This window comes from Streptomyces sp. NBC_00005 (assembly GCF_045160215.1).
Classification (GTDB): domain Bacteria; phylum Actinomycetota; class Actinomycetes; order Streptomycetales; family Streptomycetaceae; genus Streptomyces.
In genome coordinates this window covers 7,342,831-7,361,100 of the sequence record NZ_CP108316.1, presented here as the reverse complement: position 1 = coordinate 7,361,100, position 18,270 = coordinate 7,342,831, and the positions used below count along the sequence as shown (strand labels likewise).

At 71.7% G+C, this 18,270-nt stretch carries 21 protein-coding genes; 2 read left to right on the top strand and 19 right to left on the bottom strand.

Going from position 1 to position 18,270, the window contains the following annotated elements; all coding sequences use genetic code 11:
* Positions 1–71 precede the first annotated feature (71 nt).
* Entirely contained in the window at positions 72–284 is a 213-nt protein-coding gene (locus OG303_RS33715; RefSeq protein WP_405873177.1) for a hypothetical protein, read from the bottom strand.
* Positions 260–562 carry an SDR family NAD(P)-dependent oxidoreductase gene (locus OG303_RS33710; protein ID WP_405873176.1) on the bottom strand — a complete coding sequence of 101 codons (303 nt, stop codon included), beginning with the start codon at positions 560–562 and terminating at the stop codon, positions 260–262. The genes OG303_RS33715 and OG303_RS33710 overlap by 25 nt, the downstream gene beginning before the upstream one ends.
* Before the next feature lie 7 nt (positions 563–569).
* Between OG303_RS33710 and OG303_RS33705 the strand changes: the two genes are divergently transcribed.
* Complete coding sequence (locus tag OG303_RS33705) at positions 570–794, top strand: hypothetical protein (RefSeq protein ID WP_405873175.1); 225 nt, start codon at positions 570–572, stop codon at positions 792–794.
* A gap of 219 nt (positions 795–1,013) precedes the next feature.
* Here OG303_RS33705 and OG303_RS33700 read toward each other — a convergent pair whose 3' ends face one another.
* Entirely contained in the window at positions 1,014–1,229 is a 216-nt protein-coding gene (locus OG303_RS33700; RefSeq protein ID WP_405873174.1) for a hypothetical protein, read from the bottom strand.
* Positions 1,230–1,610: 381 nt separating this feature from the next.
* On the opposite strand from OG303_RS33700, the gene OG303_RS33695 reads away from it, so the two are divergent.
* Positions 1,611–1,889, top strand: a complete 279-nt coding sequence (locus tag OG303_RS33695; RefSeq protein WP_405873172.1) for a hypothetical protein — start codon at positions 1,611–1,613, stop codon at positions 1,887–1,889.
* 181 nt (positions 1,890–2,070) lie between these two features.
* On the opposite strand, the gene OG303_RS33690 is transcribed toward OG303_RS33695, so the two are convergent.
* The 16 genes from OG303_RS33690 to OG303_RS33615 form a co-directional block, all read right to left on the bottom strand.
* Positions 2,071–2,571 (bottom strand): DUF5994 family protein, encoded by a 501-nt coding sequence (locus OG303_RS33690; RefSeq protein WP_405873171.1) that lies wholly within the window; start codon positions 2,569–2,571, stop codon positions 2,071–2,073.
* 287 nt (positions 2,572–2,858) lie between these two features.
* The gene (locus OG303_RS33685) at positions 2,859–3,254 is read right to left on the bottom strand and encodes a DUF5994 family protein (RefSeq protein ID WP_405873170.1); all 396 of its coding nucleotides are present in this window, start codon (positions 3,252–3,254) and stop codon (positions 2,859–2,861) included.
* Between the two features lie 228 nt (positions 3,255–3,482).
* Positions 3,483–4,109, bottom strand: coding sequence for a restriction endonuclease (locus OG303_RS33680; RefSeq protein WP_405873169.1), 627 nt, complete (start codon positions 4,107–4,109; stop codon positions 3,483–3,485).
* 676 nt (positions 4,110–4,785) lie between these two features.
* A complete protein-coding gene (locus OG303_RS33675; protein WP_405873168.1) occupies positions 4,786–5,391 on the bottom strand; it encodes a DUF5994 family protein in 606 nt (201 codons plus the stop codon).
* Positions 5,392–5,667: 276 nt separating this feature from the next.
* Positions 5,668–6,768 (bottom strand): fatty acid desaturase family protein, encoded by a 1,101-nt coding sequence (locus OG303_RS33670; protein WP_405873167.1) that lies wholly within the window; start codon positions 6,766–6,768, stop codon positions 5,668–5,670.
* A gap of 19 nt (positions 6,769–6,787) precedes the next feature.
* Entirely contained in the window at positions 6,788–7,996 is a 1,209-nt protein-coding gene (locus OG303_RS33665; protein WP_405873165.1) for a ferredoxin reductase, read from the bottom strand.
* A 367-nt stretch (positions 7,997–8,363) separates the two neighbouring features.
* Positions 8,364–9,773 carry a PP2C family protein-serine/threonine phosphatase gene (locus tag OG303_RS33660; RefSeq protein WP_405873164.1) on the bottom strand — a complete coding sequence of 470 codons (1,410 nt, stop codon included), beginning with the start codon at positions 9,771–9,773 and terminating at the stop codon, positions 8,364–8,366.
* A 48-nt stretch (positions 9,774–9,821) separates the two neighbouring features.
* Positions 9,822–10,412 (bottom strand): hypothetical protein, encoded by a 591-nt coding sequence (locus tag OG303_RS33655; RefSeq protein WP_405873163.1) that lies wholly within the window; start codon positions 10,410–10,412, stop codon positions 9,822–9,824.
* A gap of 662 nt (positions 10,413–11,074) precedes the next feature.
* Positions 11,075–11,791 carry a GAF and ANTAR domain-containing protein gene (locus OG303_RS33650; protein WP_405873162.1) on the bottom strand — a complete coding sequence of 239 codons (717 nt, stop codon included), beginning with the start codon at positions 11,789–11,791 and terminating at the stop codon, positions 11,075–11,077.
* Positions 11,792–11,870: 79 nt separating this feature from the next.
* Positions 11,871–12,632, bottom strand: coding sequence for an ANTAR domain-containing protein (locus OG303_RS33645; protein ID WP_405873161.1), 762 nt, complete (start codon positions 12,630–12,632; stop codon positions 11,871–11,873).
* On the bottom strand, positions 12,629–13,294 hold the full coding sequence (locus tag OG303_RS33640; protein WP_405873159.1) for a hypothetical protein: 666 nt from the start codon (positions 13,292–13,294) through the stop codon (positions 12,629–12,631). The genes OG303_RS33645 and OG303_RS33640 overlap by 4 nt, the downstream gene beginning before the upstream one ends.
* Complete coding sequence (locus OG303_RS33635) at positions 13,291–13,716, bottom strand: STAS domain-containing protein (protein WP_405873157.1); 426 nt, start codon at positions 13,714–13,716, stop codon at positions 13,291–13,293. Before OG303_RS33635 ends, OG303_RS33640 begins: the two co-directional genes overlap by 4 nt.
* A gap of 504 nt (positions 13,717–14,220) precedes the next feature.
* Positions 14,221–14,775, bottom strand: a complete 555-nt coding sequence (locus OG303_RS33630; RefSeq protein WP_405873156.1) for a pyridoxamine 5'-phosphate oxidase family protein — start codon at positions 14,773–14,775, stop codon at positions 14,221–14,223.
* 7 nt (positions 14,776–14,782) lie between these two features.
* Positions 14,783–16,084: an ATP-grasp domain-containing protein gene (locus OG303_RS33625; RefSeq protein ID WP_405873155.1), complete on the bottom strand. Its 1,302-nt coding sequence runs from the start codon at positions 16,082–16,084 to the stop codon at positions 14,783–14,785.
* On the bottom strand, positions 16,081–16,953 hold the full coding sequence (locus OG303_RS33620) for an NAD(P)-dependent oxidoreductase (protein WP_405873154.1): 873 nt from the start codon (positions 16,951–16,953) through the stop codon (positions 16,081–16,083). The genes OG303_RS33625 and OG303_RS33620 overlap by 4 nt, the downstream gene beginning before the upstream one ends.
* A 110-nt stretch (positions 16,954–17,063) precedes the next feature.
* Positions 17,064–18,269: an MFS transporter gene (locus OG303_RS33615; protein ID WP_405873153.1), complete on the bottom strand. Its 1,206-nt coding sequence runs from the start codon at positions 18,267–18,269 to the stop codon at positions 17,064–17,066.
* Between the last annotated feature and the right edge of the window lies 1 nt (position 18,270).

Genomic DNA, 18,270 nt, shown 5'->3' with positions numbered 1-18,270 from the left:
TCGAAGCGCGGCCGAAGGTCCCGAGTGGCTTCGGACCGTGGGGCGAAGGCGGCGGATGCAGGGGTGTTGTCCTAGTCGTGATCGGTGGCGAGGGCGACGTGCCGCCAGGCGTCCAACTCCTTGCGGAAGGTGCCCAGTTTGGCGTCGAAGGCTTGCAGGGTGTCGGCTCCGAGCGGGAGGCGCAGGGGCGGCTCGGGGGCGGCGGCGATCTCCACGATGGCGCGCGCGGCCTTGACGGGGTCGCCGGGCTGGGTGTGGTTCAGGCTCGCGGCGGCCGCACGCATCTCACCGGCGGTGGGCGCGTAGTCGTCGATGGTGTCGGGGCCGGTGTGGAGGCTGGTGGGTCGAGGAAGTCGGTGCGGAAGAAGCCGGGTTCCACGAGCGTCACGTGGATGCCGAGGGGGGCCAGTTCGGTGTGGAGGGTCTCGGTGAAGCCCTCGACGGCGAACTTCGTGGAGGCGTAGATGCCCCAGCCCGGCGCGGTGGCGAAGCCCACGATGGAACTGATGTTGATCACGTGGCCGGAGCGCCGGCGGCGCAGTACCGGCAGCGCCTGGCTCATCGCCTCCATGGCTCTGACAGCGGTGGCCGCCGTCCTGCTGGGCATCGCGGTGCTCGGCACCCAGGACGACGTGCTCATCCGGCTCGACAAACCCGAACGGACGCCGACCGCCACGGAGTCCCTGATCGCCCGGCTGCCCCGCCTGTCGATGATCACCGGCCTGTTCGCCCTCGCCTGGCTGATCGTGGTGGTCCTGATGATCGTCCGCCCCGGCTCAACGACAGGCGCGTAACGGCTCAGGAAAGGGAGCCCGGTTCACCGCCGGCGGCGACTGGACAGGCTTCGTCGATCCCTCGGCGCTTTCTCGCCCGCCAGGACGACAAGCGACTGCCCGTGGCGTTCGTCGTGGAGGCCGTACGGATCGCTGAGTCGGAGCCGGCCGACCGGTCGTGACGCCTGTGCGGCCGCCGCGGCGGTGGACGTAGCCCTGGCATGGCCCTACGCCGTGTTGTCAGTCAACGCCCGGCATCCCCCCTGTCAACGCAGCGTCGACATTGGGCGGTTGTGGGAACTGCGCCGGGACCGCCGGGGTGAACGGAGCCTCGGCGAGGGCTTCGACCGGTCCGGCCGGCAGTGTCGGCAGGATGTGGTCCTCCCACCAGGACAGGGCCAGCACGGTGGCGAGCAGGACGAAGGGGGTCAACGCAGGAATGATCAGCGCGTACATGTGTACCGCCTGTTGTGGGACGCGTGCGACGCGGCGGGCAGCAGCTCGGTGCCCGCTCGGGGCGCATCGGGTGCACCAGTAGCGTGATGACGGGGCGTGCGGGAACGGCCTCGCTCGTGACGCGGCGGGTTCCGACACCGATGCGCGGGGTGCGCCCCCTGGGGAGCGCGCTGGCGGTGCGACGCTGCCGGGGGCAGGGGCGGCATGGCGCACGCTAGCCCTCGCAGCGGTACCCCGACAGGTGGCAAGCAGCCATCCATGCCGGCCAGGCAGGACGCGCTGACGCCACCCGTATCCGCAACCTTTGGGCAGGACTACGCTGTGGGGTGAGGCCCCAGTCCCCGGTATCGAAGCTGTGTCCCGCTCCCGGGGAGGCCCGTCGTGTTCGTCCTGCTCCTCATCCTCATCGCGGTCCTGTTCGGCTTCGGCTTCCTGCAGCCCGTCTGGTGGGCGGCCGCGGCGGTGCTGGTCTACGGCGCCACCCGCTACGGCCGTGATCGTGGCGGAGGCGGGAGCCGCAGCGGCGGTTCCGACCTCGGGGATTACCGGGACTACCGGGAGCGCCGGGACCGTCGCGAACGCTGGGACCGCCGCTACAGCCGCCAGAACCGGGCGCGCTGGCGGCGCGAGGACCGTCGGGACCACGACCACCACAGGTGACGGTGAAGTGGACCGCCAGCCACGGGCTCCGGGACGGCTCCAGCCGGGCCGGACGTCGCGATCGCCAAGAGGCGCATGCCATCCAACGCACAACCGTGATCCGACAGGAGTGGTGGGAACGGCGGGCCGAGGCCACGTGGGGGAACGCGCTGCCGTCGAGGCCCTGCTGCATCGGCCCGGCTCAGCCGGGGGAACTCTGCGGTAAGTCGCTCCGGTCGGACCGGGTGATACCGGTGGCGGCCAGAATCCGCTCGGCCGAGACGGCGTTGTCGTCCTGTACGGCCAAGACCATCGCGGCGTGCGCGGGGCCGACAGCGGTCCCCGGCGGGATCACCAGGAACAGGAAGTGGTCCTGGTCGCCACGGGTGACGATCATGGTGTTGTCGCCCACGGCGGACCAGTCGATGCGGACCATGTGCCCGTCGACGAACAGATGGCCAGGGGACCCGTCCCAATCGCTCGCGTCGAGGCCCACGCGGGCGATCGGGCCCAGACGAGCCGTCAGCGCGGTGAGGAGCCCCGACAGCTCGCTCTTGAGGTCGCGGGTCCGCGGCCACCACGCTCCGTCGAACGTCCCCGTGCGCTTGGCTGTCGTCTCCATCCGCAGGACCGCGGTGCCGGGAAGCACCGGCTCACTGCTGGTGTCCGCCAGAAGCCTGACGGGGGGTGCGGCGGGGAACACGGCAACTCACCTCCCCGCCGTCCGGATCCGGGTCCGACGCCGTGGCCGGAGCCGTCCGCGTCCCCCGTCGCGGTGGTCGTGGCGATCGACGGCGCCACTCGTTCCGGCACGACCGCGAAGCTTCCGCGGGGCCGACGGCGCCGGCCCATGGACAGCCGACCAGGAGCGGCCGTAGTGGAAAGCGGCGATGCGCTCGTCGTGCTGGTTGTTGAGCAGATGGATCAGGAGCACACCCACAGCGACCATCGCCAGGAGCACCGCCACCGTCACAAAGGTCTCCATGGCCCTCACATCCCCTGTGCCGGATCCGGGGTCGGAAGAGCGGCGGCCGGGATGCCGAGTACCGGAGCGGTGACTGCCGGAATCCGTGGCGGTGAGATCGGACCGCGGTCGATCCCGGACACGGTGCGCAGGCGCGCCGCCTCGTCCATCAGCCGGCCCGTGGCCGACGTGCGCAGCGGGTCGCTCACGGCGGCCATCAGCCAGGCGGCCGTGACGGGAACCGTCTGCGGATCGAGCAGGGCGGTCAATGAGGGAAGTTCCACGCCCGGATAACAGGCGCGGGACCACCAGGCGCCATCCAGCAGATCCGGTGTCGAACCGGTGAGTGCCTGCGACGCGCGGAGAGAAGGAAAGGAGGGCCGGTCTTCGAGCCTCGGTGTGTACGAAACGGTCGCGGTCATGATGCGAACCCTGCTCCGGGCCGGCCCGACCGGCCCGGTGTGATCAATCGCCGAAAACGACACGGGCGTGAAGGCCGGTGCGCGAAATACCCTCGGTAACACCAGGATACTCCTCGGCCGACCGTACGGACTCTGCTGACGGCCACCTACGCCGGCCTGCGTACCGATCCTCGTCGAGCACAACAGCCGCACCAAGCAACGACAACTCGGCATGGACACCACGTCCGTTCAGGGCGACAACGCCGACCGTCTCCCCGGCGGGGGCAGCCGCTGAAGCAGCTCCCAGAGCGGCCGTGAACCTCCCGCCCACCTCCCCAGCGTTCCGCGGTCGACCAGATGCAGCTTCTGGGACTTCGCGAGCGGCACACACCCCGCGGTGAAGCGTCCGTTCGTCACCAGGACCACCACGTCCCCGCCGTGCAGCTGCCGACCGGTGCCATTGAGCACATGCAGATCCGGGGTACCCACCGGCGACCCCGAAACCCCGTCCTGCCGGTGCTTGCACTGGATCACCCAGCGCCTGCCCAGCGGATCGGTCGCCGTCACATCCGCGCCGTTGTCCCCGGCCCCGCCCACCTGTAGGGCATCCGCACAGCCGTCACGGCGCATCAGGTCCCGTACCGCGAACTCGAAGTCCTCGTGGTGGAGCCCGTCGAGCTGAGGGAGCCCGTAGCGCAGCCTCCGCACGTGCACCCGCTGCCAGCGGGCGCTCACCGCCCACTGCGTGAGCCAGAGACCACCGGCCCCCGCCACGACGGCGGCGAGCACGGCGAGCAACCACCAGTTGCCCAGCAGCCCCTGCCCCACGGCGCCGCAGAACCCGACACCCGCGGCGGCCGCTATGGTCAGCGTCAACGGCTGGGGCCCTCTGGGCTTCGTCAGGGTCGGGGCGCGCTTCGCGGGCTTACGAGTCCGCCGCACCGGCGGCCGGCGGCTCACCACTGACCCCCGTCGACAGCGACACGGCCGCAGACGCCCGGAACCGGAGCCGTACGCCCGCCCTCCATGCCGAGAGTGACCCGTCCGCTGCGGAGGCCTGGGATCACCGGGGCGCGGCGACCGGCCCCCCGGACTTGTGTTCCGTCGTTCCTCACGTACGGATCGGTCCAAGGCACCGTGTCCTCCTCGGCGCTCCTGCGCGGCCGCTCCGACCGGACAACAGGCGTCGACGCGGACATTATTGACACTAGGTCAGATGCCCTGGCCCGCTGAGAGCGGGCGCCCTTTTCGGCCGCGCCTAACACTCGCACTCCGCCCGTCGCGTGCCCCCAGGGCACACGCGTTCCCATCGGGTGGCACTGGCCGGGGGGAGCGAGTCCGAGCGGATTCAGGCGGTGCGTCAGATTGCGTTCCGCCGCAGCTCTCGTCGGACGTCAGCCTCAGCGAGATGCTGTTGATGCAGTTGCGTTGATCGGGAGCAGCCGAGAACCCCGCCCGCAAGGAGATACCCGAAGTAGGCCGAGAAGCGCGCGTGACCGTGTGTTCGCAGTCCGCTCCTCACCTGTGACGGTCGTGAAGGCCTCCGTGCCGGTCATCTTCCTGCCGCCGGCATCGGCACGCGGTCGAGGCCGACCGCTGCGGGGCCGTGAGAGGCCGTACGACGGACGTCCTGCCCGCCCTCGGAGTCCCAGACTCGCTCCCGGGCCGAGTCCCAGTCGGCCTCGGCCGCGGTCCGGAAGAACTCCGCCTCCTGGATGAGGCCGCTCGCGGTGAGACTCCACGAGGGATCCGTGGCGGTGGTCATCAGCCGGGCGGCTGTGACGGCACTGGTCTCGGGCGGGATCACCAGGAGGTCCCAGCGGCCGACCGTGTAGGAGAGCAGAAGCAGTTTGTGCGGGTCCTGCTCGGCCCTGAACCAGCCGACCTTCACCACGTGCCCGTGGACGGGGACTCTGCGGGGGACGACCGGCCAGAACGTGGGATTCACGGTGACGCGTGTGATCCGCCCCCACAGTGGGTCCAGAACCGCGACGAGCGCCGGAAGTTCAGCCGTCAGATCGCGGGAGCGTGGCCACCATGCGCCGTCGATCAAGGCAGGGGCACTGCCGGTCGGCGCCAACTGGAGCCGCAGAAGCGGCGAAGAGGAAGAGGGGGTTCGGTCTTCGACCGCAGGCTTGTGGATCATGGTTGCGGTCATGACGCGGACCCTGCCCCGGGCCGGCCCGCACCGGCCCGGCGTTGTGAATCGCCGAGAGCGACACGAGCGGGAACGCCCATGTACGAAGTGTTCTCGGTACTTCCAGAGTACTCCCGGCCAGGGCCCGACCGACGGCTACAAGGGCGATCAACGACTCCGGCGCAACCACGCCGGAGTCGCCCTTCCGGGCGGCTGCACGTGAGAGTGAGCCAACCCACGTTCCATGCTACTGCGGCTGGTGCGGCCCGTACCTCTCCGTCTCTGTGCCCGCGCCCGTCATCCGGCCCGAACCCGGCGGCGCCGGGAGGCATCCGGCACCGAGTGACTCAGGACGCGGCCCCACATGGACGCGTACTGGCGCCACAGCGGCCCGCTCACGTACGTGATCCCGTGCCGGGCGCAGATCTCACGCACCCGTGGCGCGAGTTCGGCGTACCGGTTGCTGGGCAGGTCGGGGAAGACGTGGTGCTCGATCTGGTGGCTCAGATTGCCGGTGAGCAGGTGGAGGAGGGGACTGCCCTCGATGTTCGCCGAGCCCTGGATCTGGCGCAGGTACCACTGACCGCGCGTCTCGCCCTCCAGCTGTTCCTCCTCGTACGAGAAGGTCTGGACGTCGCCGGGGAAGTGGCCGCAGAAGATCACGGTGTGCGCCCAGATGTTGCGAAGCCCGTTCGCGGTGACGTTGCCGGCCAGGCACGGCAGCGCGGACGGGCCGGCGAGCAGGGGAAAGAGGATGTAGTCCTTGGCCGCCTGGCGCACGGCCTTGCGGGCCAGGCCGGCCAGGTCGCCGAGGAGGGCACGCACGCTCTTGCGGCCGGACGGCACGGCGTCCGCCTCCAGGTCGTAGAGGGCGATGCCCCACTCGAAGACGGGGGCGAGCAGGGCGGTGTACAGCGGCTGGAGGAGGTGGACCGGATGCCAGGGCTGGTCCGGGCTCATGCGCAGGATCGTGTAGCCGAGGTCCCGGTCGAGGCCGACGACGTTGGTGTACGTGTGGTGCAGGTGGTTGTGGGTGTGCTTCCAGGCGTCTGCGGGGGTGAGGAAGTCCCACTCCCAGGTGGTGGAGTGGATCGCCGGGTCGCCCATCCAGTCCCACTGGCCGTGCAGGATGTTGTGGCCCAGCTCCATGTTCTCCAGGATCTTGGCGGTGGTCAGCATCGCGGTGCCCGCGAGCCAGGCGGGCGGAAAGAGGGATACGGCGAGGGCGGCGCGGCCGCCGGTCTCCAGGCCGCGCTGGGCAGCGATCACCGCATGGATGTAGCGGGCGTCCTCCGCGCCGCGCGCCGCGACGATCTCGGCGCGGATCCGGTCGAGCTCCTCGCCCAATTCCTCTGTCGGTTCCCCGGTCGCGTTGCTGAGTACGGCAGTTGTGGACATCGCAGGCTCCTTGAGGGGCCTAGAGAGCGAGGGTGAGCGGACCTGCCGCACCATTGACGCAGGTCTGGATCAACTCACCTGGTTCACCGTGCAGTTCACCGGTCCGCAGATCGCGGACGCGGCCGTGGACCAGCGGGACGAGGCAGCCGAAGCAGATCCCCCGGCGGCAGCCGTACGGCATCGCCACCCCCGCCGCCTCCCCGGTCTCCAGCAGGGGCACGGACGCGGACGCGTCGGCCTCGATGCCGCTGCGCTCGAACCGGACCCGGCCGCCCGACGCGTCGAAGTCCTGCGGCCGTACGGGCGTCAGCCGGAATCGCTCCACGCGCAGCCGCTCACCGGCACCGGCCGCCGCGTAGTGCCGCTCCAGTGCGTCGAGCAGTCCGTCCGGACCGCAGGCCCAGGTCTCCCGGTCGTACCAGTCCGGACAGAGCACGCCCAGGTGCTCGGGGACCAGCCGGCCCGCGGTACGGGTGTACCGCGCGTGGACGCTCAGCCAGGGCAACCGGGCTGCCAGAGAGGCCAGTTCGGCCCGGAAGAGGAACGCGTCCGGGCCGGGTGCGCTGTGCAGGAGTACGACGTCGGGGGCGGGCCCGGAGAAGCCGCGGCGCGCGAGGGTGCGCAGCATCCCCGCCACCGGGGTGATGCCGCTGCCCGCCGTCACCATCAGCATCCGCCGCGGCAGCGGATCCTCCGGCAGCGTGAACTCGCCCTGTGCGGGGCCGAGTCGGAGCACGGTGCCGGGACGGGTCCGGTGCAAGAGGTGCGGGGAGACCCGGCCGCCGGGTTGCTCCTTGACCGTGATGGTCAGTGTCCGGCCCGGCGCTTTCGGGGGTGAGGTGATCGAGTACGTACGCCAGTGCCGTACGCCGTCGATCTCCACTCCCACCGGCAGGTACTGTCCGGGCCGGTGCGCCGCCCAGCCGCGCCCGGGCCGGATCTCCAGCGTGGCCGCCCCGGCGCACTCCGGCCGCACGGCGATCACCCGGCCCGCGGGATGGCGGGCGGACAGCAGCGGGTCGATCAGGCCCAGGTAGTCGTCCGGAGCGAGGGGACTCGCAAGAGGGCTCACGAGAGCACTGGTGATCCGGCCCGCCGCCGTCGGCACCCGGCCGCCGCTCCACTCGGCGAGCCTGTCGGCGAGACCGACGAGAGCGGTGAAGAGGACGGCCGTCGTACCGGAGGCGGCCGACGGCAACGCCGGGGACGGCGCGCGCGGAACCGGCATGGGAGAACCCTTCTCTCGCACGGGGCACGCGGGGACAGGGCGCGGCGGACACGTCGGTTCGTCGGGCGCATCCCTGCATCATGTACGCGGGATCGCCTCGGTCACGTACGGCGGCCCCCGGGTGGGGGGCCGCGGCCGACGTCCCGCCAGAGAACCACAACGACATGGCCCGTGGTGGACGCGGAACCAGATTCCGCCACCCCACCCGCCCCTCCTCCCCCTCCCGTCGGCCGACAGGGACGATCCCGCGGGTCGCACCCGCAAGGACCTCGGAAGCAGGGCGTAGGCGTTCCGCGCCCGTCCGTCGCACCATGGCCGAATCCCGTTCGAGCGCACGCCTGGTCGCGGAGAACGCGCCGCGGTTCCGTCAGGGTGCTCGTGAGGGCAGGCTGGTGTGCGCGGTGCCCGAGGCTCCGGAGGGTGCTGTGGCGGGTGTTGCCGAGGTCGCACTGAGGGCGAGGAGCGCGACGTCGTCGGCGGGTCCTGCGGGGAAGGTGTCCAGCAGCGAGGTCAGGTCGCCGATGATCGCGGCGGCACCCAGGGCCCGGTTGGTGGCGGCATGGTGGGTGAGGTGGGCGGCCAGGCCACGCTCGCCGAACCGGGCGCCTTGGGAGGTACGGGCCTCGGTGAGTCCTTTGCTGTAGAGGAAGAGCGCCTCGCCGGGCAGGAGTTGAACGGCCCGGGAGACGAAGTCCGCGTGGTGCAGGGCGCCGACGAGCATGCCTCCGTCGAGGCTCACCGGCTCGGTTCGGGCGACCGCCCGGTCGGGCCCGTCGCGGCGGGCGGGGCGCAGATGGTGGGCCGGGAGATGGCCGCCTCCGGCCAGGGTGAGGGCGAAGCCGCCCGCGGGCTCGGGGGCGAGGGTGCCGAAGACCAGGGTGCAGAAGCCGCTGCCGTCGGACGATGCCGACAGCAGGGCGGTGTTGAGCGCCCGCAGTACGGCGCACGGGTCGCGCTCCAGCAGGGCGGTGGAGCGCAGGGTGTAGCGGATCAGCGAGGTGAGCGTGGCTGCCGGTGCGCCCCGGCCGCTGACGTCACCGAGGAAGAACGCCCACCGCCCGGCGCCGAGCGGGAAGACGTCGTAGAAGTCGCCGCCGACGTCGTGGACCGAGGCGGTGGTGTAGTGGCAGGCGGCCTCCAGGCCCGGCACCTCCGGCAGTGCCGGGGGCAGCAGGGTGCGCTGGAGGGTGGAGGCATACGCGGCGATCTCCGACCGGTCCCGCTCGGCGCGCTCCCGTGCCGCGTGCTCTACCTCCACCAGTTCCCGTTCGACACGGAGCATGCGCAGCGCGGACAGCCGTAGCTCCAGTTCGTCCATGACGAGCGCGGCCAGGTCGGTCAGGGCGGTGGCCTGGTCCGGTGTGATGCGGCGCGGCCTGGTGTCCAGGACGTCCACGGTGCCCAGGCGGTGACCGTCGCTGGTGGTGATCGGGGCGGCGGCGTAGAAGCGCACCCGAGCGGGACCGGTCACCAGCCAGTGGGCGCGGGCGACCGGGTCGTCGAGGGTGTCGGGGACGACCAGAGGGCCGCCGGTCAGGATCGCCGAGGTGCACAGCCCCGGGTCCCGGCCGATCTGCGTGACCCCGGCCAGACCGTACGCGGCCTTGAACCAGACCCGGTCGGTGTCCACGATCGTCACCGTGGCGGACGGAGCGTCGAACAGGCGGGCGGCCAGCGCGGCGATCCGGTCGAAGGCACCGTCGGGCGGAGTGTCCAGGATGTCGTAGCGACGCACCGCGGCGATCCGCCGCGCCTCCTGCTCCGGCGACAGCTCCACCCGCTCCTCCACGCCTCGGTACGCGCCGTGTCCCACCGCTGCGGGCGGCTATTCGGGCCGTTGGGTCCGGGGGTTGTGAGCGAGGCCGTCCGGATGATCATCCGTGCGCTCGCCGAGAGGAAGAACCAGCACCCACAGGGCCGTTGGACCGGGCAGGCGGTGGATCTGCCCCGCCTCCTGCCAGCCCCGGTCCTTGAAAGCGGCACAGGCCGAACGGTCGGACTGGTTCACCAAGGTGACACCGAGCGAGGACTGGTGGTCGGCGAGCAGCCGCTCCTGGAGCCGGCGGGCGAGCCCGCGGGCGTGCTGGTGCGGATGGACGACGGTTTCGAGGATCGCGAAGACGTGCCCGGACGCGGTCAGTTGCTCCAGGTTCTGCGGCATCGGTCCGTCGAACCCCTGCCACCAGGAGCCGTCGCGCGGCACGGGGATCCCTGAGACACAGCCGGTCAAACCCTCTGCCTCGGCGACCAGCATGTCGAATCCCGGCAGTTGTACGTCGCGCTCCAGCCGGCGCAGGAACTCCTGCCGGCCGCGGAACTCCTCGCCGGGCGGGGTGACGGACGACTCCACATACAGATCCGCCAGGTCCTCCCGCAGTCCCTCGGCCTGCCAGCGGTTCAGTCGTCGCAGCCGCACCGTGTCCAGGAAGGGACGCTCTGAGCCTTCGGGTTCGTGTGGGTGCCGCGGACTGCGCATGGGGCGCCTCGGTTCAGAAGACCGGGAGATGTACGGGAGTGCCGTCGTGGCCGACGGGCGGTGCGGCGCCTGGGTCCGGGACGTCTGTACAGCAGCATAGCCCCGGATCGGCGCCTCGCCGGAGCCCGTTGGGAGCGCGGGACCGCTGTGGCCCAGGCAGCCGGACGGTGAGTGTGCGACCGGGTGTCGCTGCTCGCGTCGCCTTCCCCGCACGCCCTCCGTGGGCAGCCGCGGTTGTGTCGCGGGAGCCTGTTCGAGAGGGGGCTGCGAACCGCCCTGTTCCGCTTCGCATGTATCTGCTCTAGGCTCCACGCAGGGAAGACGGGACTGCGACCGTGTCAGGTACCAGCGAGTCTCCCCACCCAGGCTCCCAGCCCCTGAGTCGGAAACCAGGCCCGGCCGGAGCCGCATCGCCGGAGTGCGCGGCTCCAGCCTCCGTCCTCCCGGCATTTTCCAGACGGGGTGTTCCCACCAGTCCCGCCGCCGCGGAGGGCAGCGCGCGAGGACACGGTGGAGGGGGGCCTCCCATCCTCGCGCCACGTACGGCCGCCGCCGCGGTGCGGCGGCGGCCGTACGGACCGCGAACCCCTCCCCGGACCGGGTCAGGCCCCCAGTCCGGGGAGCGGTTCGGAGTCGTCGATGAAGGCTCGGGCCAGGTCGGACAGGCGGCGGTTGTGCGCGCGGGCGTAACCACGCAGCGCGGTGAACGCCCGTTCCATGTCGATGCCCTGGCGTTCGGCGAGTTTGCCCTTGGCCTGTTCGATCAGTACGCGGCTGTTCAGCGCGTTCTGCAGCTGCTCGTTGAGGACGTTGCTGCGCTGGGCGGTGCGTTGTTGCAGGAGGCTGATGGTGGCGACGTCGGCCAGGGCCTGGGCGACGAGTGTGCCCGCCGGGTCGAAGGGGCCGGGGGCGGCGCGGAAGAGGTTCAGGGCGCCGACGACCTCGTCCCGCAGGCGCATGGGCAGCGCCTGGACCGACCCGAAGCCGCTGCGGTGGGCCGCCGTGACGAAGCGCGGCCAGCGGTCGACCTCCCGGGTCAGGTCGGGGACGATCACGGAGGTGCCGGTGCGGAAGCACTCCAGGCAGGGGCCCTCGTCGTTCTGGAGCTGGAAGAGCTCCAGCAGCCGTACCTGTTCGTCGGAGGCGGCCATCACGCGTAGTTCGCCGTCGCGGTCCGCGAGCAGCACACCGGCGGCACTCACGCCGAGCAGCCCTACGCTGCGGTCGGTGAGCAGGCGCAGGAAATCGATCAGGTCGAAGTCGGCGACCAGGTTGTCCGCCAGCTCGACGAAGGTCTTGGCCAGGAGCTGCTGATTCATCGTAAGCACCCTCGATGGAGACTGGTCCCGCCGGGAAGGGGCGGGAAGTGCGGGACGTACGTCGGACGGCACCGGTACATCAGGGCTCCTCGTCGGACCGTCCGGGTTCCGCGTCAGGGGAGAAGCGGAGCCGACGGGCCACCACGTCGGCGGCCACGTCGGCGAGCCGGCGTCCCTGCATGAAGGCGTAGGCGCGCAGCCGGACGAAGGCCTCGTCGATGCCGACGCCGAGCTGGACGGTGAGGATGCCGGTCGCCTGGTCGATCTCCGCCCGGTACGCACCCAGGTCCTCGAACCCGCGGTCCGGTGACGGCCCGCCGGCCGGCACGCTCGTCTCCTCGATCCGCGCATCGAGCAGGAGCAGCGTCGCGAGATCGGCGAAGGCCAGCGCGTCGGCCAGTTCCTCGGCGTCCAGCACGGTCGGCACATCGGCGTACAGGTCCAGGACTCCCGGGCTGATCGCCCCCATCTGCAGGGGCAGCGCGAACACGGCGCGTGCCCCTGCGTCCAGGGCCGCATCCGCGAACACCATCCAACGGTCCTGCAGTGCACCGGTCAGCAGATCGGGCGTCAGGACGGCCGAGCCATGGGTGAAGGCGTCCACGCAGGGCCCCTCGCCCAACGTGAGCTGCAACTCCTCCAGTTGCTCGCTGATGTCGTCGGTGCTGCACAGCGGATGACTCGCCGCGGTGCGGGACATCGCCGACAGTCCGGCCCCGCCGACCGGGAGCGCGGCCACGGCCGCGGTGCACACGTCCACCACACCGACCCGGGCACCGCGTCGCGCCGCCTGCACGGCGACCAGCGCCTGAATCCGCGCCGAGCGGCTGTCGGACCTCATCCGGGCCACCGGGTCCAGGCATCGTGCGCAAGTCCTGCCGGCCGCGCCGCGGTTCGCTCCCCGACCGGAAGGACCAGCGCGCGGAGCAGCGTGGCGCTGACCGGCCTCCAGATCTCTCCCACGTCCAGCCATCCCCAGGAGCGGAGCGCGGCGAGGGCCGGGTGATCGGCCCGGTCCACCAGGGTGGCGCCGAGCGACGCCTGGTGGTCGGTCAGCAGCCGCTCCTGCAACCGGCGAGCCACGTCCTGGTCCTGCGGATGCGGGCGGACCAGGAGGTCGGTGATCGCGAAGACTCCGCCCGACTCGGTGAGTTGCTCGATGCCGCGCGGCAGCGCCCCGTCGAACCCGAGCCACCAGGAGCCGTCGCTGCGCACCGGGAATCCGAAAGCGCATCCCACCAGGCCGTCCGTCTCCGCGATCACCATGGCGAACCCCGGCCGACGGATCTCGGCGGTGAGACGGTTCAGAAAGTCATGGCGGCCGGGAGGGCGGTACGCCTCACGGGGAGGCGTACCGCGGGAATCCACGTACAGATCGACGAGTTTCTCGCTCACGCCCTGCGCGTGCCAACGGTTCACCCGACGCAACAGGACCGCGTCCATGGTGGCCGGCTCGCTGCCACGGGGCTCGCGTTGCCGCCCCCGCTCCGACCGGGCCGTCACCGCGCATCACCCGAGAGCACGGAGCCCAGCGGAACGGGCCGGTGCGGCGGGGCTTCGGTGGTCGGGGCCGGGACATCCCCGAGAGGAGGTGCCAGATGCCCGGGCGGAGGGCCGCGGAGCAGAAACCCGCAGCCGGTGAAGTCGAGAATCAGGCCCAGTGTCGGTGGCGGGTGGTGCAGTCGCAGGGTCCCGCCGGCCTCGGCGGTCTTCTGCGCGGCGTACAGGAAGGCGTTGAGGCCGCTGCAGTCGCAGAAGGTGACGGGGGTGAGGTCGACATCGACGGTGCGGATGCCGTCGCGCAGGCACAGCGCCAGTGCCGTGCGCACCAGCAGCGCCGATTCCAGGTCGATCTCACCGGCCAGGGTGATCAGCGCCCGGTTCCCTCGGTCACGGCGGTGGATGGTGAGCTGTGGGAAAGGCATGACGCCTCGGTTCGGAAGACCATCCGGCAGCGCACGCGGTGACACCGGCATTCCCGGCCCTCTCGGCGCGCTCCTGGCAGGGGCGTACGTTCGACGGAGGCGGAGCATCGACCGGCCCTGCAACCTGTGCGACAGGACAGCGGACCCACCCAGTTCCCTCCAGGGATGCGCCGGGTGACGGACGGAAGATCCGCTCCCCGCAACCATCTGTATCGAGCAACGACAAGCCGCCGGGGTCTGGGACGTCCGTACAGCAGCATAGCCCTCAACCCGCTCCGGCAGACGGCCGGAAGCCCACCGTTCCTCGTCCTCGAGCGACGCCTCGACACTCCGCTGCGTGAGGGTTGAACGCGTCCTGGATGGACAAGCCCAGCCGGCTTCCGAGCCGATCTCTCCAACTCGCCAACAGGCCTCGAACCCGCGCGCAGCGGATTCACCTTCCAGAGCACGGAATCCCGCCCTTTGCATGGCGCTTTCGCCTGCGTGACAGCCTGAGCGCAGAGATCAGTCGAGGTGCGGGCGGGCCAGGAGGCCGTCGATGCTGAGGGAGTTCTTCTGGCGCATGTACTCCTCCAGCTGTGTCTGCGTCTTACGTTCGCCCCACTTGTCCTGCAGGTCCCGCTCCCGTACGAGGGTCATCTCCGGGACCGTGAAGCCGCAGGAGTCGGCGATGCGGTCGAGGGAGACCACGACGACGGAGCGCGGGATCGGATGGCTGCCGAAGTGCCCGACGAGGCCCTCCCATTCGGGGGCGTCGGGAAAGACGCAGCGGCCCTCGCCGTACAGCCGCACGATCTTCGGGCGGGCGGTGAAGGAGCAGAACATCAGGGTGATCCGGCCGCTCTCCCGCAGGTGCGCGATGGTCTCCGCGCCCGAGCCGATGAGATCGAGATAGGCCACCGTGGTGTCGTCGAGCACGGCGAACGTGTCCATGCCGCCCTTCGGCGACACGTTGACACGGCCGTCGGCGGCGAGCGGTGCCGTGGCCACGAAGAACATCGGCGACCTGGTGACGAAGGACCGCAGCGCCGGGGTCAGTGACGCGTAGAGCTTGCCCATGAGCCGTTCAGCCCTTCTCCGACGTCGCCATGCGGTCTTCTTCCGTCTCTGACGGCCCGATCAGCCGATCCGGGCGGGGGGCCACCGCCGTGATGGGACGCAGGTGCCCGGCCGTCTCGCGGGGTGTGGTCCGGATGGTGATCGACGAGGCCAGCTCGCGCGCCCTGTGCCGCGCCTCGTCGGCGTCCGCGGCCCGGACGATGAGCAGCCCGCAGCGGTCGTACGACCAGGCGATGGGCTGCACCGTGTCCCCGGGCGAGACGCCGATGTGCAGGTCGACGACGTCCGGGTCGGCTCGTACGGCCTCGGCCCCGTCGACGGACTCGACGACGCCCGGCTCGGCGGTCAGGAACCGGATGGCGGCACCGCACCGGGCGGCGCCGGGCAGCACGGGCTCGGTGGCGCCCGCGTACCAGAGGTAGGCCAGGGCGTCGATGTCGATGCCGTACACCTCGTGGACGAGGTCGGCGATCCGGTCGCCGCCGCGCCGGTTGTGGGACTCCACGAGGCGGGGGCCGTCCGGGGTGAGTTTGATCTCCGTGTGGGAGGGGCCGTCCTGGAGGCCGACGGCGTCGAGCATGCGCACCACGAGATCGTCCACCTGCGCGGCGAGCTCCGGGGCCCGCCCGGCGGGCTGGACGTGGCCGATCTCGACGAGGGAGTCGAGGATCTCCTTCGCGGTGTGTGCGAGGACGACATGGCGTCCGCCGTAGGAGAAGGCCTCGACGCTGATCTCCGGGCCCTCCAGGTATTCCTCCATCAGGAAGGTGTGCAGCCCGAACTCGCGGGCCCACGCGGCCACGGCGGGCACGTCCGCGAGCCCGTGCACGAGGCGCACGCCGATGCTTCCGGAGCCGTAGCGCGGTTTGATCACCGCGGGGCCGTAGGTCTCGACGAACGCGCGCAGGTCGTCCTCGCCGCGGCCGAGGCGGGCCGCGGTGGCGTCCACTCCGCTCCCGCCGAGAAGGGTTCGGAAGGCCAGCTTGTCCTGGAGCATGCGGACGACGTCGAGCCCGGCGCCGGGCAGGTCCAGGGCGGTCGTCGCCGCCGCGGCCGTCTCCAGCCCGTCCTCGATCATCGAGACGACCCGTTCGAGAGGGCGCCGGTCGTGCAGCGCACGGAGCAGTGCGACGACGGCGTCAGGTTCCCGGTAGTCCGTCAGCAGGGCCTCGGAGACCTCGGCGAGGCCCTCGGCGGCCAGCTCCCCCGGCTGGTGGATCCAGACCACCTCGAAGCCCGCGGCGCGGGCCTTGCGCAGGGCGGCCGGAGTGCCGCCGATGATCGCGATGCGCCTGATGGTGTCGCTCATGCCCGCAGCTCCCGTCCCGCGGCGTCTTCCAGCCAGCGGACGACCTCGACGTTGTCGGCACCCGCGGGCAGTTCGGCCCCGGCCCGCTCCCACAACTCCCGGCAGGCGGTGCCGAACGGGGCCGGTCCGCCCGCGTCGGCCTGCAGTCCGGCGGCGATACGGATGTCCTTGAGCATCAGCCGCAGCGCGAAGCCCGAGTCGAAGGTGCCGGGCAGCACATGGTCGGGCAGCTTGGTCTGCGAGGCGTGGTTGCGGCCGGTGGAGGCGTTGATCACCTCCAGCATGACGTCCGGCTCCAGGCCGAACGCCCGCCCGGCGAGCATGACTTCGGCCACGGCGGCCAGGTTGACCGCCGACAGCAGGTTGTTGAGCGCCTTCAGCGCGTGGCCGGCGCCGGGCGGGCCGACCCGGTGCGGCCGGCCGAGGGCGGACAGCACCTCCTCGGCAAGGTCGAGGGCGTCGGTGTCGCCCGCGGCCATCAGGGTGAGTTCGCCCGCGCGGGCGGCGGCGGGGCTGCCGGAGACCGGGGCGTCCACCACGGCGACCCCGAACTCGGCGGCTCGGCGGCCGAGTTCGAGCGTGTCGGCGGGTGCCGAGGAGCCGGTGTCGACGATCAGGGCGCCCGGTTCGAGCGCGGGCAGCAGCGCCTCGGCCACCTGCCGGACGGCAGCGCCGTCGGGCAGCATCGTGACGACCACCGGGGCGGCCAGGCCCGGCACGTCCGACGCGGCCGTGACGCCGGGGTGTGCCGCCGCACGGCGTACCGCTTCCACATCGAGATCGAAGACGCTCACCTCGTGCCCGCTGTCCGCGAGCCGGCGGCACATCCCGCCGCCCATCGCTCCGAGTCCGGCGAAACCCACCCGCATGGTCCGACCCATCCTTCCGTCCGTTCCGTCCAGTTCGTTCATTCCACCGGGACGCGTCTGCTGCCGCGTCCCGCGCGCCCTCGCGCCGCCCGGTTCTCCGCGTCCCCGGCTCAGGTCTCGGCGGGTGCCGGGGCGCGGGCCCCGGCGCCGAGGGCGACCCGCTCACCGGCGACGCCCGCGAACAGGAAGACCGCGGCCGCCCCGACCCAGCCGAGCGTGCCCGCGCCGAGCAGCAGACCGGTGACCACCACCGGCCCGAGCACCCGCTCCGCGGACAGCCCCAGGTTGAAGACCGCCAGATAGCGGCCGCGCGCCTCGGCCGGTGCCAGCACGATGGACAGTTCCCAGCCCGCCGAGTTGGCCATGACCTCCCCCAGCGACAGCGCCACGACGGCCGCGCCCAGCCAGCCGATCGCGACCCAGCCGCTCGCGCCACCGGCCGCCGCGAAGCACAGACCGGCAGCGGCGAGCACCGCTCCGGCGCAGGCCAGCAGGCGGCTGGTGCGCCGCAGCCCGTCGGCGAACCGGCTGACGGGGATCTGCAGGACGACGACCAGCCCGGTGTTCAACGCGAACAGGACGGACACGGTGACCCGCGGCGCGTCCGTGTGCTCCAGCACCCAGACCGGCATCGCCACAAGCAGCAGGGCGTCGAAGAAGGTCAGCAGGAAGTTCAGCCCGGTCAGCGCGAGATAGCGCGGGTACGGCAGCGCCCACGTGGCCCGCTCCCGGGCGACCGGACGCTCGTTCTCCCGCACCCGCAGCACCAGCGCCGCGCCCCCGAGGAAGGCGAGGCCGATCAACCCGAAGGTGACCTGGTAGGCGAGCAGGGTGTCGCTGACCAGGGCCGCGCCCGCGGCCATCGCACCGACGCCGAGCCCGACGTTGCGCACCACGTTGATCATCGCGAGCACCCGGGTCCGCTCCCGCTGGGCGGGGACGGATCCGGCCACCAGGGCCTGGAGGACGGGCGGCGCGGCCCGGTCCACCGCGACGGCCAGCAGGGTGACGCCCAGGAACTGCCAGAAGGAGGTCACGAAGGCGTACGTCACACAGCAGGCCGCGCGGGCCGCGTACAGCACCGCGAGGACGCGTCGCGCGCCGTACCGGTCGGCGAGTTCGCCGCCGAACAGCGACACGGCGAGCGCAACGGCGCCCGCACTGGCGAGGCCCACGCCGACCTGGTTCGCCGTCAGGCCCACCTGGCGGGTGAAGAACGCCACGGAGGACGCCATGAACAGGCCGATGCCCAGCGACTGGACCAGGGCGGCCGCGGCCAGTCGGCCACCGCCCGCGGGGAGTCGGCTCAGCTTCACG